We start from the raw sequence: 15,850 nt of genomic DNA, 5'->3' as shown, positions 1-15,850 counted from the left end.
CGACAACTCTTTTTGAAATCGTCTATACGCCGTTCCTTAAGCCTGTGCCCGCGAGGTGTCATGTCTCAGCCTTCAGCTCCGCAACTCGAAGTTCAGGGGGTCACCCTCACGTTCGGCGGCCTCAACGCGCTGACCGACGTGAGCCTGACCGTGCCGCCGGGTGAGATCGTCAGCATCATCGGGCCGAACGGGGCGGGCAAGACCAGCCTGCTCAACTGCATCAGCGGCTTCTATCACCCAACACGGGGCCGCATCACCTTCGGCCAGCATGACCTGAGCCGCGCCGCCCCCAACGTGGTCACCGGCTACGGCATAGCCCGCGCCTTCCAGAACCTGGAGCTGTTCCGGGGGCTGAGTGTCGTGGAAAACCTGTTGTTGGCCCGGCACACGCACCTGCGTTACGGTCTGCTGGACAGCCTGGTCTTTTATGGCCGCGCCAGTCGCCAGGAGGCCGAAAACCGCGCCTACGTCGAGCGCATTATCGATTTCATGGAACTGGAACAGCACCGCTCGCATCCGGTGGGCACCCTGGCCTACGGCATCCAGAAACGGGTGGAGGTGGCCCGCGCCCTGACCCTGTCTCCGGAACTGCTGTTGCTCGACGAGCCGATGGCAGGCATGAACGTCGAGGAAAAGGAGGACATGGTGCGCTTTATCCTAGACATCCAGCGCGAGCAGGGCGTCACGGTGGTGCTGATCGAGCACGATATGGGTGTGGTCATGGACATCAGTGACCGCGTGTACGTGCTGGATTTTGGCCAATTGATCGCGGGCGGACGGCCCGAAGTGGTGAGCGCCGATCCGCGCGTGATCGAGGCGTACACGGGCGTCGCCGAGCAAAAACATGCGGTGGGGGCATGACCGCCTACGACGTTGGCGATGTGACCGCCCTGACCATCCCCCAACTCCTTGCAAAACGTGCGGTCCAGACGCCTAAAGCCGTCGCCCTGCGCCACAAGGAGTACGGCATCTGGAACGAGACGACGTACGCGGACTATCTGGCCCGGGCGCGCGAGGTCGCCGCCGGACTGCATGCCCTGGGCGTCGTGCGTGGCGAGAAGGTCGCGGTCCTGGCCGACAACATTCCCGCCTGGGTGTTCATGGAAGTCGGCGCGCAGGCGCTGGGGGCCGTCAGCGTGGGCGTGTACCAGAGCAGCGTGGCCGAGGAAGTGCGTTACGTGCTGGACTACACCGACGCCGTGGTGGTCCTGGCCGAGGACGAGGAGCAGGTGGACAAGCTGCTCGAGCACCGCGCCAGTCTCCCCAACATCCGGAAGGTGATCTACGAGGACGCGCGCGGCATGAGCAAGCACGCGGGCGACGACTGGTTCATGTCCTTTGAGAAACTGCTGGAACTGGGCAGAGCGGAAGCGGCCACCATCTTTGACCGTGAGGCCGCCCAGGGCAGGCCCGACGACGTGTGTCACTTCAGCCTCACCTCCGGCACCACCGGGAACCCCAAGGCGGCCATGCTGTCGCACCGCAATCTGCTGTACATGGGCCGGGCGCTGGGTGAGGTGGACCCGCTGAACCCCGGCGACGATTACCTGTCCTTCCTGCCGATGGCCTGGATTGGCGAGCAGATGATGACGGTGGCGGTGGCGCTGGCCAACGCGGTGACCGTCAATTTCCCCGAAAGCAACGAGACGGCCATGAGCGATCTCGTGGAGATCGGCCCGCACTTCATGTTCGCCCCGCCACGCGTATGGGAGGGCATTCAGAGCAGCATGTTCATCCGCATGCAGGAGAGCTACGGCCCCAATCGGGCGCTGTACCGCAAGCTGTTGCAGTGGAGCACCGACGCTGCTGATGCCAGCCTAAGTGGCAAGAAGGCGGGCGGTGCGGCGGCCCTCAAGCGCTGGGTGGCGTACTGGGGCCTGACCCGTCCGTTGCTTGACGGGCTGGGATTCCTGCGCCTCAAGCGCGCCTACACTGGCGGCGCGGCGCTGGGGCCGGACGTCTTCCGCTTCTACCACGGCTTGGGCGTGAACCTGAAACAGATTTACGGCCAGACCGAGAATATCGGGATTGCCTACGTCCACCGCGACGGCGACGTGCGCTTCGACACTGTGGGCAAGATTCTGCCCGGCGGCGAGGTTCGCATCACCGAGGAGGGCGAGATCATCAGCCGCAGTCCCGCCGTGGTGGTGGGCTACTACAAGCGCGACGACGCCAGCGCCGAGACGATTCGGGACGGCTGGCTGCACAGCGGCGACGCTGGACGCCTGACCCCCGACGGCCACCTGCAGGTCATCGACCGGCTGAGCGACGTAATGAAAACGGCGAATGGCGAGACCTTCAGTCCACAGTTCATTGAGAACCGGCTGAAATTCAGCCCCTACATCAAGGAGGCGGTGGCCTTTGGCGACGGTGAGAACGAGGTCACGGCCTTTCTGAACGTCGATCCCCTCACCGCCGGGCAGTGGGCCGAGAAGCGCCAGATCGCCTACAGCACGTACATGGACCTCAGCAGCAAGCCGGAGCTGGCCGAATTGATCCTGAAGGAAGTGCAGGAGGCCAATACCCGGCTGGAACCCCATGAGCGTATCGCCCGGTTCGTGCTGCTGTACAAGCTGCTGGACGCCGACGACGACGAACTGACCCGCACCGGAAAGGTAAGGCGCAAGCTGATCCGCCAGAAGTACGCCCCCATCGTTGCCGCCCTCTATGACGGCTCGGACGCGGTGCGGGTGGAGGCGACGTTCAAGTACCAGGATGGGCAGACCCAGCGCGTGGAGACGGACGTGGTCGTTCACCGCATTCCGGGGGCCGAACAGCGGTTGCCACGGATCAGCGTGCAGGCGCAAGGGGTGAGGGCATGACGGCCCCAGCCTGCCCCACCTCCACCCTCTCGACTGCACACTTTGCACTTCACCGGAGGTCCGAGTGGAACTACTGCCGCAACTACTGATCGCGGGCGTCGTGATTGGCAGCGTCTATGCCCTGGCCGCGCTGGGGTTTGTGCTGATCTACAAGTCCAGCCGCGTGATCAACTTCGCGCACGGACAGATCATCGCCACCGGGGCGTTTATTGCCTTCGCCCTGACGCAGCGTGGGGTCAATTTCTGGCTGGCCGGACTGATCGCCATGCTGGCGACGTTCGTGCTCGGGATGCTGATCGAGCGCGTCTTCCTGAGGCGCATGGTGGGCGAGCCGATCATCGCGGTCATCATGGTCACGATTGGCCTGAGCAGCGTCATCGACGGGCTGATCCACCTGACGCCCTACGGTGCGGGAACCTTCAGCTTCGAGCGGCCCGCGCTGCTGACCGGACAGGGCATCGAGCTGTTCGGCCTGCCCCTCTCAAAGACGCAGATCGCGGGCGTCCTGATGGCGCTGGGCCTGCTGGGGGGGTTCACCTACTTTTTCAATAAGAGCACCCTGGGCATCACCATGCGCGCCGTCGCCGATGACCAGATGGCTGCCATGAGCGTTGGCACCAGCGTGGAGCGCGTGTTTGCCCTGGCCTGGGCGGCGGCGGGCCTCACCGCCGCGGCGGCGGGCGTGATCCTGGGCCTAATGAGCGGCCTGACCCTGGGCGGTCTAGCGGGCATCGGCCTCAAGGTTTTTCCGGTGGTGATCCTGGGCGGTCTGGACAGCGTGGTGGGGGCCATCGTAGGCGGCATGCTGATCGGGATTCTGGAAAATCTCTCGGCGGGCTACCTGGATGGCATCGTGCCGGGGGGCGGTACCCGCGAGGTGTTTCCCTTCATCATCCTGATCATCGTGCTGCTGATCCGCCCTTACGGCCTGTTCGGGACCAAGGAGATCGAGCGTGTGTAGGCGCTGCGGCCTGTCAACGGGGCAGGAGTCTGGCGGTCTGCGGAAAGCCCCTGCATTTGGCCCCACGTCCGCATGGGACGTGCGCTGATGCCCGCTTCCCGCTTCACCCAGACCGGCAATTACCGCACGAAGTACCAGCAGGACCAGACCATCTTCGCCACCTACGCCGAGCAACTGAGCGTGATCGTCCTGATCGGTCTGTTGCTGCTGTTGCCGCTGATCCTGCCCAAGACCATGCTGCGTGACGTGAACATGATCATGATCTACGCCGTGGCGGTGATCGGGCTGAACATCACCACCGGGTACACCGGCCTGATCAATATCGGGCAGGCCGCGTTCATGGGCGTAGGAGCATATGCCACAGCGCTGGCCGCCACGCGGCTGAATCTGCCGTTCTTCCTCGCCATTCCCATCGGGGGAATCGCGGGGGCCCTGGTGGGCACTTTCGTCGGCCTGCCCAGCCTGCGCCTCAAATACTTGTACCTGGCGGTGGCCACCCTGGCCTTTCAGATCATTTTCGAGTGGGGGGTGGGGCACACGCCGCTGCTGGCGCAGGGGGGCGCGATCAGCCTGCCGCAGGTTCAGGTGTTCGGGGTCAAGGCCACCTTCTTCAACCACAATTTCGTGTGGTACTACCTGATTCTGCCCGTGCTGGTGGTCATGGGGCTGCTGTGGCGCAACGTACTGCGCACCAAACACGGAAGATCGCTGATCGCCGTGCGGGACAATGACCGGGCTGCCGCCGCGATGGGCATCAACCCCGGCACCGCCAAGATCATGGCGTTCATGATCGGCTCTTTCTACGCGGGCATCGCGGGCGGGCTGTTCGCGTACTTCCAGAAAGCCGTGGTGATCGAAGATTACGGCTTGCACATCTCCATCCAACTGCTGGCGATGGCCATTGTGGGCGGCCTGGGCAGCCTGCCGGGGTCCTTCCTGGGGCCGCTGTTCATCGTGACCCTGGACCGCCTGGTGGGCAACGGCAGTCAGTGGCTCGGCTCGCAGAACCTCTTCCCGGCGGGGGTGGACGTGGCGACAGCGTTGCGCCCGCTGTCCTTCGGCCTCGCCATCGTCCTCTTCCTGATGTTCGAGCCGCGCGGACTGGCCAACTGGTGGCGCCTGTCCAGGCTCTATTTCAAGAAGTGGCCGTACAAGTTCTAGCGGTCCCGTGAGCAGAGCGAATGGCCCAAGATCAAGCGTTCATGCAATGCAGCGACGGGCAGGCGCACTTCTGACCGACGCGGAACGAAATGAACTCGAACACCTCCCAATCTCAACGCCTGTTTCTCTTTCTCGCCCTCTCACCCTCTGGAGGATCCACCCATGAAGAAAACCCTGCTGCTGTCCGCCCTCGTTTCCCTCTCCTTCGCCGCGGCCCAGAAGACGGTCACGCTGCCGTGGTCCGGGGCCATCACCGGGCCGACGAGCGATGCCGGGGCCAGCTACGCGGCGGGCGTCGAGGACTACTGCAAATACGCCAACGCGCAGAAGATGCTGCCGGGCATCACCCTGAACTGCGTCACGCGCGATGACCAGTACAACAACGCCAACACCCAGCGCAACTTCGAGGACTTCGTGGGCAACCTGAATGCCCCGGTGTTCCTGGGCTACGCGACGGGTGGAGCCTTGCAACTCAAGAGCGTGATTCAGGAGACCAAGATTCCCACGCTGACGGCCAGCTATCACATCGGCATCATCGACGCGCCGGACAACACCTACACCTTCTTGCCGGTCAGCAGCTATTCCGAGAACATCGTGGCACTGATGGAATACATCGCGAAAAAGGAGCGCGGCGCGAAGGTAGCGCTGGTCGTCAACCCCAGCCCCTTCGGGCGCGATCCGGTGGTGGACGCCCGCAAGGCCGCCGAACGCCTGAGCCTCAAGATCACCGACGTGCAGGAAGTGGGCGGCAACAACTTGGACAACACCGCCCTGCTCAAGCGGCTGGAGTCGCAGGGGGCGAAGTACATCATCAACCAGAACACCGCCGGGCCGGTGGCCAACATCCTCAAGGACGCCAAGCGCCTAGGCCTGCTGGGCAAGATGCAGTTCATGGGCGCGCACTACACCGGCGGTGAGGACCTGACCAAGCTGGCTGGGGACGCTGCCAAGGACTTCATCTGGGCCACCAGTTACTACCTGTACGACGAGGGGAACCAGCCCGGCATCCAGCTGGTCAAGAAGATCGGCGCACAGTACAAGCGTGCGGGCGACACCATCCGCAGCGTGCATTACACCAGCGGGATGCAGGCCGCCGCCATCGCCATCGAGGCCATGAAGCGCGCGGGGAACTCCCCGGACGCAGCCGGGGTCTACAAGGGCCTGATCAGCATGAACGGTACCAGAGCCTTCAACCCTGGTTTTGCCGTTGGCCCGGTGACCTTCAGTGCCAAGGACCACATCGGCGCCGAAAGCCAGCGCCTGCTGCAGGCCGACGCTACCGGCAACTTCAAGGCGATCACCGGGGCGCAGCGCAGCGCGCTGTTCCAGCTCATTCATCCGATGAAATGAGGCGCCTCGCCTGACTTACCCCTGCTGGAATTGCCTGGGGAAGGAGGCGCGTGACCCACGCCTCCTTCCCATTCCAGCTTGCCCCCGCCCTGGAGGCCCACGCCCATGACCCTCTCTTCCCCCCAACCCGCTTCTGCCCCGCCCGCCCAGACCTCCGCCAGCCAGGATGACCTGACCGTCAACAATGTAGAAGTCGTCTATCACGATATTATTCAGGTCTTGCGCGGCGTGAGCCTGACAGTGCGGGCCGGGCAGGTCACGTCGCTGCTCGGGACCAACGGTGCGGGCAAAACGACAACCCTGCGGGCGATTTCCGGCCTGCTGAAACCCGAGAACGGCAAGATCAGGGAGGGCACCATCTCCTTTGCGGGCCGGACCCTGAGCGCCCTGAACGGCACCGAAGTCGTCAAATCCGGCGTGGTGCAGGTGCCGGAAGGCCGCCGTGTCTTCAAGCACCTGTCGGTGGAGGAAAACCTGCGGGCCGGGGCGATCCTGGGGCGGGGCAACTGGCATGCTGATCTGGAACGTATCTACACCTACTTTCCCAAGCTGCCCGCGCTACGGCACAAGCAGGCCGGGTACACCTCCGGCGGCGAGCAGCAGATGATCGCCATCGGGCGCGCACTGATGGCCCACCCACGCGTGCTGCTGCTGGACGAACCCAGCCTGGGCCTCGCGCCGCTGCTGGTGGCCGAGATCTTCGACAACGTGCGCCGCATCAACCGCGAGGAGGGCCTGAGCGTGCTGGTGGTGGAGCAGAACGCCAACATTGCCCTCCGGAACAGCGATTACGGCTACGTCATGGAAAACGGCCGCATCGTGATGGAGGGCCTCAGCGCCCAGCTGGCCAGCAATCCCGATGTCAAGGAGTTCTACCTGGGCGTCACCGAGGGCGGCGCGCGCAAGAGCTTCAGGGACGTCAAGAGCTACAAGCGGCGCAAACGCTGGATGTGAGGGTGGGGCGCCGGGAATCGGAGACCGCCACACAGGCTTGACCGCTTCACTCCTCCCGCAGAGGATACCCAATGACCAATACGCTCCAACCGAGTACCACTTCCCCCCCGCATCAGACCGAAGTGCTGGCCAGGCTTAAACACCTGCCTCTTTATCGCGCTGCCCTTCAGAATCTCCCCGAAAAAACAGACTGGGCCGACGTTCCCTTCCTGAGCCGCGAGAGACTCACGCAGGCGTTCGAGGCGGGTGAACTCGCCCATCCCGACGCCGTGCGCGTTCACCTCACGCCGCATCCGGGTGGGAGCTGGCTGCCGGAATATGCGACGCGGGCCGACATTGACGCGCATGGGCGCGCGGCGGCCTCCGCCCTGGCACGGGCTGGTGTCCGGCCCACAGACCACGTTCAGATTGCCTTCGGCTACCACCGTTTTGCGGGCGGCTGGATCATGCAAGACGGCCTCGAGCTGCTGGGCGCCAAGACCCTTCCCTTCGGCCCCGGCGAGTCCGAGGCGCAACTGGAGGCCATTCAGAAACTGGGTGTGCGGGTGCTCGTCTCGGCCCCCAGTTTCGCCCAGCGGCTGGGTGAGGCGGGCGCGCGGGTGGAGTTGCTGATCTCCTCCGGGGAGCCGCTGACCAGCATCGTGGGTCGGCGGGAGCGGGTGGAGGCGGCTCTGGGCGGCGTGGCGCTTGACGCCTACGCCAGCAGCGAGGCCGGAATGATGGCCCTGGAAACGCCTGAAAAGAACGGCCTGCGTGTGCTGGAAGACTGGGTGTATCTGGAGGTGATCGATCCCGAAACCGGGGCGGCCCTGCCCGAGGGCGAACGCGGCGAACTCGTGGTGACCCATCTGTGCAAGCAGGCCATGCCGCTGCTGCGGTTCCGCACAGGGGATCTGACCCGGCTGGAACGGCGTGCGGACGGCGTTTACCTGCCCGGCGGTGTCTTCGGCAATGTGGGCGGCATGCTCAAGGCCAAGGGCGTCAAACTGTTCCCGCGTGAGGTTGCTTTCTGGTTGGCGGGACACGGGCTGGACCATACTCAGCACACCCTGCGGCTGTGGTCACAGGCGGGGGCGGATCGCCTGGGTCTGACGGTTCGTGGAAACCCGTCTGCTGATTTGGACGCGTTGCGGGCCGATTTTCAGCGCCGGTTCGCTCTTCGCCTGGACGCGCTGGAGATCTCCGAAGACCACGAGGGTCAGGGTGTGGTGGACGGGCGCGAATAGCAGCAGGAAAAAGCCCCACTTCTGTTGTGGGGCAGCCGTGCCTGACTTCACCCGGTCAGGTTGGATTGTTTGGCCCCTTCAGCATGGGCCCTGGGGCTGTGCAGTGCATGTGAATGGCGTTGGGTTGCTCTTGAATGAGTGCATAGCGCAACATCATGTGATAGATCGAGGGTTGTGACTGGCCGTAAGAAGCAGAAAATCAGGATCGCCCGCCCGCCTGCGCGTGAGGAAGCTGAGGCCGGCGGGAACTATTTTGGAATTCGCCCTGCCAAACTCGGTCAACGCCTGGAAGGTCTGAGCGCGCTGACCAAGCCCGGCGTTCGCGGCTTTGCGGGTGTGGAAGCGGCCCAGGAGTTGCTAGCGCAGACGATGCGGAAGGACCGGGTCTCCGGTGAAGTGCTGGATCTCACGGCGGCGGGCGGCCTGCTGGGCAGCCTGCCCGGCGTGACCCTGCGTGCAGTGGAGGGTTCGGCGGCGGCGCTGGCCGTGCTAGAAGCTGCTGGCCATGAACCAATGGCCGCTGTTCCAGGCGACGCGCTGCAGGAGCGCTGGCCAGAGCGGGCGCGAACGGTGGCCCTGACGCTGGCCGGCGACCGGGGCAATGCCTATGTGCTCGCACAGGTGGCCTGGGCGCACGCGCAGACCCCGCCGGGCGGCACGCTCTACCTGGCCGGAGACCGCGATAAGGGCTTCGATCGCTACGTCCGTGCGGCGGGCGCGGCCTTTGGGACGGGGGAGACGGTGGCCCGTGACGGCGGTATGCGCGTGGCCCGACTGGTTCGCCGTCCCGGCCCTACGCCTCCCGTCCCGGAAGCGGAAAAATACGAGGCATTCGGGGTGCAGGTGATTGGCCTGCCCGGCGTGTTCAGCGCCAGCAAGTCGGACAAGGCCACGACGTTGCTGCTCGAAACGCTCGATGGGTTGGATCTGGCCGGTCAACGAGTGCTTGACCTGGGCTGCGGCGCGGGGTTGATTGGGGCATGGGCGGCCCAGCGTGGAGCGGACGTCACCCTGGTCGACGGCGATCTGCAGAGCGTCCGCAGCTCACGGCAGACGTTAGAGGCCAACCACCTGAATGGTGAGGTCATTCACTCGGATGTGGACTCGGCTCTGGGCGAACGAACCTTCGATTTCATCCTGACCAATCCACCGTTTCATATCGGGCGCGGCGTGGTCTTGGACGTGGCCCTGGAGTTTCTGGCCACGGCCTCACGCCGCTTGAAGGTGGGTGGAACGCTGTATCTGGTGGCGAATGAACCCCTGCCCTACGAGACAGCTCTCCAGAAGATCGGCTCTACACAAGAACTGGCGCGGACGGGCGGCTTCAAAGTCCTGGCCGCCACTCGGGGCTGACCTCCAGACTGCTGGACCCTGCCGCGCCATCCCCTGAAGGCTGAACTGCTCAGGGGGTCATTTCTTCATCGGCGTCACCCATGTTGGTGCTGGGCGGATCACTGGCGTCCATGCTCAGGTCCGAGGCGACGTCCTGCTTGTCCATGCCGCGTTCACGGTAGTCGTCGGTCTCGCGACTCTCGGCTTTGACCTCGGCGTCCAGTTCCTCACGGACATCGGTGTGGCCCATGAATTGCAGCTCCACATTGGTGGGTTCCTGTTTCTCACCGGCTGCCGTGGAGGGCGCGGGCTTCACGTCGTGGCGGTCGTCATTCTGGGTCATGGTCCTACGCTACCAAGCAGGCCTGGGCACGGGCCTGAGCGCTTCCTTCATCTTGGCAACAGGCGGAGGAAGGCAAAAGGAATGCCGCCTCAGCCACCCAGTCGCAACACGCTCTGATTGCCGCGCAGCACGAAGACCAGGATGCCCGCCCCGGCCAGTACCCCGGCCTGCCGCTCCAGGTTCCTGACCGAGTCGGGAGCGGCCACCCACTGGCGGCGCGGCTTCTCGCCGGGTTCCAGGTAAAAGCCCTCGGGCATGGCGACGATGGCGACCCGACTGGCGGTGGCCCGCGCCCGCATGGCCCCGGTGATCAGAGCGGGCGTGGGGTTGGCGCTCAGGATGATCAGGTTGCCCCCACTGCGCGTGGGCGGAATGACCGGAGCTGCGTGGTCTGGCCGAATCTGGGCCAGCCGCAGCAGGGCAGAATGGAGCGCCTCGGCGTGGCGGCCTGCCGGAGTCGCGCCGTCGTTCGTCGCCACCGAAACGGGCAGCTCCAGGGCCAGGGCCTCTTGCACCAGGCTGGCCGCCAGCCGCACGGCACTCTCGGTGTAGACCTCGCCCCCACTGCTCACATCCAGATAAACGGTCACGCTGCTGGCCGCCGTGCGTTCGGGTTCGCGGACACTCAGGGTGCCGCTGCGGGCACTGGAGCGCCAGTGGATGCGGCCCGGTGGGTCGCCCGGCACGTAATCACGCACGCTGCGCAGACTGATGGGATCGTCCAGCCCCAGCCTGCGGCTTAGGCCACCCTCGCTCAGTAGGGGGCGCAGCAGGTCCGGCAGACGCAGGCCGTGGGGACCGGGAAAGACGTCTAAGCGCTGCTGGGCGGCCACCGGAACGCTGCGCCAGAACAGGCCCAGCGGATCGGCCCAGTGGAGCGTCGCGCCCGGCCACTCGTAGACGCCCCGGCTGTTGAGGGTCACGCGGGTCTGGACCTCGTGACTCTGCGTCCCCATGACCTCACCAGACAGGCGCACGGGTGTCTCCGAAACCACCGTGCGCGGCGTAGGGTCCTCGATCAGATACCGGACCGGGAGGCGGCTGTGAAGTTCAAGCTGGACCGTGAGCGGCAGACGGGTGCCCTGAAAGCCGTTCGGCGGCACCTCCCGGCGCAGGGCGACGCGCGGTGGCGCACGGTAGGCCCACCACAACAGCGCCGCCAGCAGGGCAAAGACGCCCAGCCACAGCAGGGCGGTCAGCAGCAGGTTCACCGGCGGGCAGCGCCCTCGGCCTGCAGCGGGGCAGCCTCGACGGGCACCGGCTCGGATCGCAACACCTCGCGGACCACTTCCTCGGCGGGCAGACCCTGCAGCCTCGCCTCGATCCTGAGGCTCAGACGGTGGGCCAGAACGCCTGGAGCAGCCCGCTGCACGTCATCGGGGGTCACGTATTCGCGCCCCTCCATCCACGCCAGCGCCTGAGACACCCCCTGCAGGGCCAGGCTGGCACGTGGGCCACCGCCGAGGGCCACGGCAGCATGCGTGCGGGTTCGGGCCGAGAGCGAGGAGAGGTAGCGCCGCAAATCCTCCGAAACATGCACGGCCTGAACCGCCCGGCGGGCGGACAGCAGATCGGCGGGCACGGCCACAGGTTCCAGCGAGAAAATGGGGTGCTGGCCCTGCAGGCGCGCCAGCATGGCCACCTCCTCGTCCAGGGTGGGATAACCCACCGAAAGTCGCAGCAGAAAGCGGTCCAGTTGCGCTTCAGGCAGGCGGTAGGTGCCCTCGTTCTCGATGGGGTTCTGGGTGGCGATCACCACAAAGGGCTGTTCCAGCGTATGGGTCACGCCGGACTCGGTGACCTGCCCCTCGCCCATCGCTTCCAGCAGCGCGGACTGGGTTTTGGGGGTGGCCCGGTTGATCTCATCGGCCAGCAGGACGCCAGTGAAGATCGGCCCAGGCACGAACTCGAAGGTGCCGCTGGCGGGGCGGTAGACGCTCACGCCAGTCACGTCGCCGGGCAGCAGATCTGGAGTGAACTGAACGCGGGTAAAGGTCAGGCCCAGGCTGACGGCCAGCGCGCGGGCCAGCATCGTCTTGCCCGTACCCGGGGCATCTTCGAGCAGAACGTGGCCTCCGGCCAGTACCCCGGCCAGGGCCAGTCCGGACACGTCCGCCTTGCCCACCAGGACGCGGGCGATGTTGTCCAGGATGGAGCGGGCAAATGGTTGTGAGATGGGCGTTTCGGTCATGGATTTTCCTTGTTTGCGAGGGAGGCTTCGTCGGGGGGATCGTGCGGTGGAGGCAAAGTGGGAAGCACCGTTACCAGCTCGTGCGTCGCCGCTTCGGCCCCGGCCGCGTCCTCGTCGGTCACGCGCCCGCCGTAGCGCACTGGGCCATAAGCGCGGGTCAGCGTGTCCAGTGGCCCGGTCAGCACCGTGTCAAGGGCAGAGAGGCGCGCCGCGTAGCCCGCCGGGGTTTCCGCCGCCATCCTGCCGCGCCCATGCTGCCGCAGGGCCTCCTCAGCCTGCCGGTAGGCGAGGCGGACACGGTGCAGGGGTGCATGGGGGGAGGAAATGAGGCGGGTGTCCGGTCCTGACGGGTCCTGCTCCTCGCCATCCTTCAGCCTGTTCTGGGTCCAGTTGAGCCGGAACAGCGCTGCGGCCACCAAGAAAAGCACCACCAGGCTGAGCCACAGCAGGCCTTGCACAAAGCCGCTGATGTCGATCTGCCTGCGCCCGGTAATATTGCTCAGCATGGCTGCCAGGGCATTGTCGCGGCCGGGAACGGGCTGTTGCGCCGCACCCGAACCTCCGCCGTCGCCGCCGGACAGCAGCACGCCCGCCGCCAGCCACAGCGCCCCGGTCAGCAGCAGGCCCGCCACCATCAGCATCTCGATGAGGCGGAGTTTGCGTCTCTGCTGCTGTCGGAACCTCATCATCAGTCCGCCGCCCGCCAACAGCAGCAGGAGCCCCACCAGCAGAATCGCGTCAATGGGCAGATAGACGTTGTTTATGCTGAACTGGAAGGGCAGTTGCAGGCCGGGCGTGGCCGGGGGGGCAGGAGTCTGGGTGAGGTTCGGAGGCGTCGCCTGGTTTGCCGGCGGTGACGCCTGAACGGTAGATGGTGACGGCGGCTTCCCCGGATCTGCCCAGTTCACCGTCTGACGCGGCAGCAGCACGGAGCAAATCAGCAGTACGGCCAGCGCCGCACCCACCGTCCACCACACACGGGATGCCGGTTTACTCGGACCGCTGCCCCTACGCTCGTCGCGGCCTGGCACGGCCAGCAGCCCCCCAGCCAGGGCCAGCACCAGCCCCGGCTGCGGGGCCAGCAGCCCGATCAGCAGGGGCGCGAGCAGTGCAGTGCGGCTGCGCCGCAGCCCATCGCTGATCCGGCTCGCGGTCCAGTTCAGGGCCAGTGCCACGAAAAACAGGGCCAGGTAATGCAGGGCCAGACCCACCAGCGCGGTCCGGCCCGTTGCCAGGGCGGCTGGGGCCAGGGCCACCGCTGCGCCACCCACGATCAGCAGGCTGAGCAGCAGGCGCCCCTCCTCCCAGCGCGGCCAGCGCACGGCGAGGCCAAACAGCACGCATAGCAGCGCGGTCCCCCACCACGGCAGCCAGCCTGCCGTCGCCAGCGGGAGCAGCGCCAGCCCGTAGGCCCGCCAGGAGACCCGGGCGGGCGCGTCGAGCCAGGATTCTTCATGCGGCGCGGTGGTCAACCGTCTTTCCCAAAGGTCATCTTGCCTGGAGAATACGCGCTCCGATACAGGAAAGTTGCCGGAGTCGGGGGCGTAAGTCGCGCTTGTTTTGGGGCATCGGCTTTCCGGCCCAGAGGAACTGCTCTCGCGCAGCCCCAAGCTCGACGAGGGGGCCATTGTTATCAAAAGGGGCCAGGATCGGCAAAAGTGCAGAAGCTTGGACAGCGCGGTCGCCGCCTCATTTTGCAGCTGTCGGTCAGGAATATCGCAAAGGAGGAAAGTGGGAGCCACCTCCCCGCTCAGGGAAAAGAAAAGACCCGCCCCAGATTGCGTCGGGAGCGGGATCAGAAAGCCTGTGGTTCAGTCCAGGAAATCGCGCAGCTTGCGGGTGCGGCTCTCGTGGTACTTCAGCTTACGCAGCGCCTTGTTCTCGATCTGGCGGATGCGTTCGCGGGTAACATTGAAGCGCTGGCCAACTTCCTCCAGCGTGTGTTCGCGGCCATCCACGAGGCCTTTGCGGAACTTGAGGACCATCGCCTCGCGCTCGGTCAGCTTCGACAGCGCCTTTTCCAGTTCCTCACTGAGCAGGGTCTTGGCGGCGTTGTCCACCGGGGAATCCAGATTGTCGTCGGGGATGAAGTCGCCGTAGAAGCTGTCCTTCTCGTCGCCGATGGGGGTTTCCAGCGACACCGGCTCCTGGCTGACCTTCTGGACCTCCTCCACCTTGTTGGCGTCCCAGCCCGGTCCCATCGCCTCGGCGATTTCCTCGTGCGTCGCTTCACGCGAGAGCTCCTGCTGCAGCTGGCGGGCTGTGCGGGTCAGCTTGTTGATGGTCTCCACCATATGCACCGGAATGCGGATGGTGCGCGCCTGGTCCGCGATGGCGCGGTTGATGGCCTGCCGGATCCACCACGTCGCGTAGGTGGAGAACTTGTAGCGGCGGCGGTACTCGAACTTCTCCACTGCGCGGATAAGCCCCTGGTTGCCCTCCTGAATCAGATCCAGGAAACCCAGGCCGCGTCCGGTGTACTTCTTGGCAATGCTGACCACCAGGCGCAGGTTCGCCTCGATCAGACCTTGGCGGGCTGCCGCGCCGTCCTCGACCTGACGCATCTGGCGGCGGCGGGCGCGGTCTTCCATTTCCAGTTCTTCTTCCAGAACCTTTCGGGCTTCTTCGCCTTCCTCGATGCGGCGGGCCAGCGCGATTTCCTCTTCCAGGGTCAGCAGCGGCACCCGCCCGATCTCGTGCAGGTACTGGCGCACCGGGTCATTGCTAACGGCACGCGGCATGTCGTCAAAGTACTTTTCCTCATCGTCGGGCTGGTTGGCGGAGCGGGTGGCGGCGGGGCCGTCCTCAGTTTCCTCGTCGTCGGCCTCTTCCTCGTCGTCCTCGTCAGCGTCCTGCACCTCGATATTCTGGGCGGCCAGATACAGCTGCAAGTCCTCGAAGGCGTCCGCGTTTTCCGGGTTTTCCGGATCAAGGCCGTTGGCTTCCAGTGCGGTGGCCAGCGCCGTGGCGATGTCCTCGGAGGCCAGCACGCCTGCCGCCTTGCCCGTCTTGAGCAACTCCTGAATGCCGGGGTGCGCGTAATACGGCTTGTCCGCCACGCTGACCTTGGGCGCAGCGGTTGCCTTGCCTGCCGGCTTGCCAGCTGGTGCCTTGGCCGCCGCAGGCGCCGTCTTCTTATCGGTCTTGGCGGGTGCCTCGGTATCAGCGGCTTTCTTGGTGCTGGCCGCCTGCTTAGTCTTTGGTTCAGCCGCAGTGCTCTCGGCTTTTTTGGGTGCAGGCTTCTTGGCGGCGGCCTTGACAGAAGCCTCGCCTTCCGGAGCTACTTTCTTGGCGGACGCCTTCTTGGCTGGAGCGGCCTTGGCCGGAGTTTCTTGCACAGGGGCGGCTCTGGCGGCGACTGGCTTGGCCCCGCCCACACGGGCGCGCTTCTTGTCGGCGGGCTTGGGGGCGGCCTGCGGATTGTCAATTACGGGATCGGGTGCTGCTTTGTTGGACTCTGCCATGCGGCCTCCTGCGGCAAGAGAATGGGTCAATCGGGTGAAGGCGGAA

Annotated in this window: 13 protein-coding genes; 8 read left to right on the top strand and 5 right to left on the bottom strand. The window is 65.5% G+C overall.

The window, feature by feature from the left end; genetic code table 11:
• The first annotated feature begins 60 nt into the window (after positions 1-60).
• The 8 genes from HNQ08_RS09095 (at position 61) to HNQ08_RS09060 (ending at position 9,827) form a co-directional block, all read left to right on the top strand.
• The gene (locus HNQ08_RS09095) at positions 61-861 is read left to right on the top strand and encodes an ABC transporter ATP-binding protein (RefSeq protein ID WP_184130208.1); all 801 of its coding nucleotides are present in this window, start codon (positions 61-63) and stop codon (positions 859-861) included.
• The gene (locus HNQ08_RS09090) at positions 858-2,822 is read left to right on the top strand and encodes an AMP-binding protein (protein ID WP_184130205.1); all 1,965 of its coding nucleotides are present in this window, start codon (positions 858-860) and stop codon (positions 2,820-2,822) included. The genes HNQ08_RS09095 and HNQ08_RS09090 overlap by 4 nt, the downstream gene beginning before the upstream one ends.
• Before the next feature lie 64 nt (positions 2,823-2,886).
• Complete coding sequence (locus HNQ08_RS09085) at positions 2,887-3,783, top strand: branched-chain amino acid ABC transporter permease (protein WP_184130202.1); 897 nt, start codon at positions 2,887-2,889, stop codon at positions 3,781-3,783.
• An 87-nt stretch (positions 3,784-3,870) separates the two neighbouring features.
• A complete protein-coding gene (locus tag HNQ08_RS09080) occupies positions 3,871-4,944 on the top strand; it encodes a branched-chain amino acid ABC transporter permease (RefSeq protein WP_184130199.1) in 1,074 nt (357 codons plus the stop codon).
• 162 nt (positions 4,945-5,106) lie between these two features.
• The gene (locus tag HNQ08_RS09075; protein WP_184130196.1) at positions 5,107-6,294 is read left to right on the top strand and encodes an ABC transporter substrate-binding protein; all 1,188 of its coding nucleotides are present in this window, start codon (positions 5,107-5,109) and stop codon (positions 6,292-6,294) included.
• Between the two features lie 105 nt (positions 6,295-6,399).
• Positions 6,400-7,248 carry an ABC transporter ATP-binding protein gene (locus tag HNQ08_RS09070; protein ID WP_229790038.1) on the top strand — a complete coding sequence of 283 codons (849 nt, stop codon included), beginning with the start codon at positions 6,400-6,402 and terminating at the stop codon, positions 7,246-7,248.
• A gap of 71 nt (positions 7,249-7,319) precedes the next feature.
• Positions 7,320-8,474, top strand: a complete 1,155-nt coding sequence (locus HNQ08_RS09065; RefSeq protein WP_184130194.1) for a phenylacetate--CoA ligase family protein — start codon at positions 7,320-7,322, stop codon at positions 8,472-8,474.
• Positions 8,475-8,648: 174 nt separating this feature from the next.
• Positions 8,649-9,827 carry a class I SAM-dependent methyltransferase gene (locus HNQ08_RS09060; RefSeq protein WP_184130191.1) on the top strand — a complete coding sequence of 393 codons (1,179 nt, stop codon included), beginning with the start codon at positions 8,649-8,651 and terminating at the stop codon, positions 9,825-9,827.
• Between the two features lie 49 nt (positions 9,828-9,876).
• Here the strand turns inward: HNQ08_RS09060 and HNQ08_RS09055 are convergent, their stop codons facing one another.
• From HNQ08_RS09055 to rpoD, 5 genes are all read right to left on the bottom strand, one after another.
• On the bottom strand, positions 9,877-10,149 hold the full coding sequence (locus HNQ08_RS09055) for an M-like protein (RefSeq protein WP_184130188.1): 273 nt from the start codon (positions 10,147-10,149) through the stop codon (positions 9,877-9,879).
• An 89-nt stretch (positions 10,150-10,238) separates the two neighbouring features.
• The gene (locus tag HNQ08_RS09050) at positions 10,239-11,360 is read right to left on the bottom strand and encodes a DUF58 domain-containing protein (protein ID WP_184130185.1); all 1,122 of its coding nucleotides are present in this window, start codon (positions 11,358-11,360) and stop codon (positions 10,239-10,241) included.
• Positions 11,357-12,340, bottom strand: coding sequence for an AAA family ATPase (locus HNQ08_RS09045; protein WP_184130182.1), 984 nt, complete (start codon positions 12,338-12,340; stop codon positions 11,357-11,359). Before HNQ08_RS09045 ends, HNQ08_RS09050 begins: the two co-directional genes overlap by 4 nt.
• Entirely contained in the window at positions 12,337-13,812 is a 1,476-nt protein-coding gene (locus HNQ08_RS09040) for a DUF4129 domain-containing protein (RefSeq protein WP_184130179.1), read from the bottom strand. Before HNQ08_RS09040 ends, HNQ08_RS09045 begins: the two co-directional genes overlap by 4 nt.
• Positions 13,813-14,151: 339 nt before the next feature.
• Positions 14,152-15,804, bottom strand: coding sequence for an RNA polymerase sigma factor RpoD (rpoD, locus tag HNQ08_RS09035; RefSeq protein ID WP_268240012.1), 1,653 nt, complete (start codon positions 15,802-15,804; stop codon positions 14,152-14,154).
• Positions 15,805-15,850: the final 46 nt, after the last annotated feature.

It is taken from the genome of Deinococcus humi, assembly GCF_014201875.1.
GTDB classification, from domain to species: domain Bacteria; phylum Deinococcota; class Deinococci; order Deinococcales; family Deinococcaceae; genus Deinococcus; species Deinococcus humi.
The sequence above is the reverse complement of the archived record's forward strand: the minus strand, read 5'-3'. Positions and strand labels throughout refer to the sequence as shown.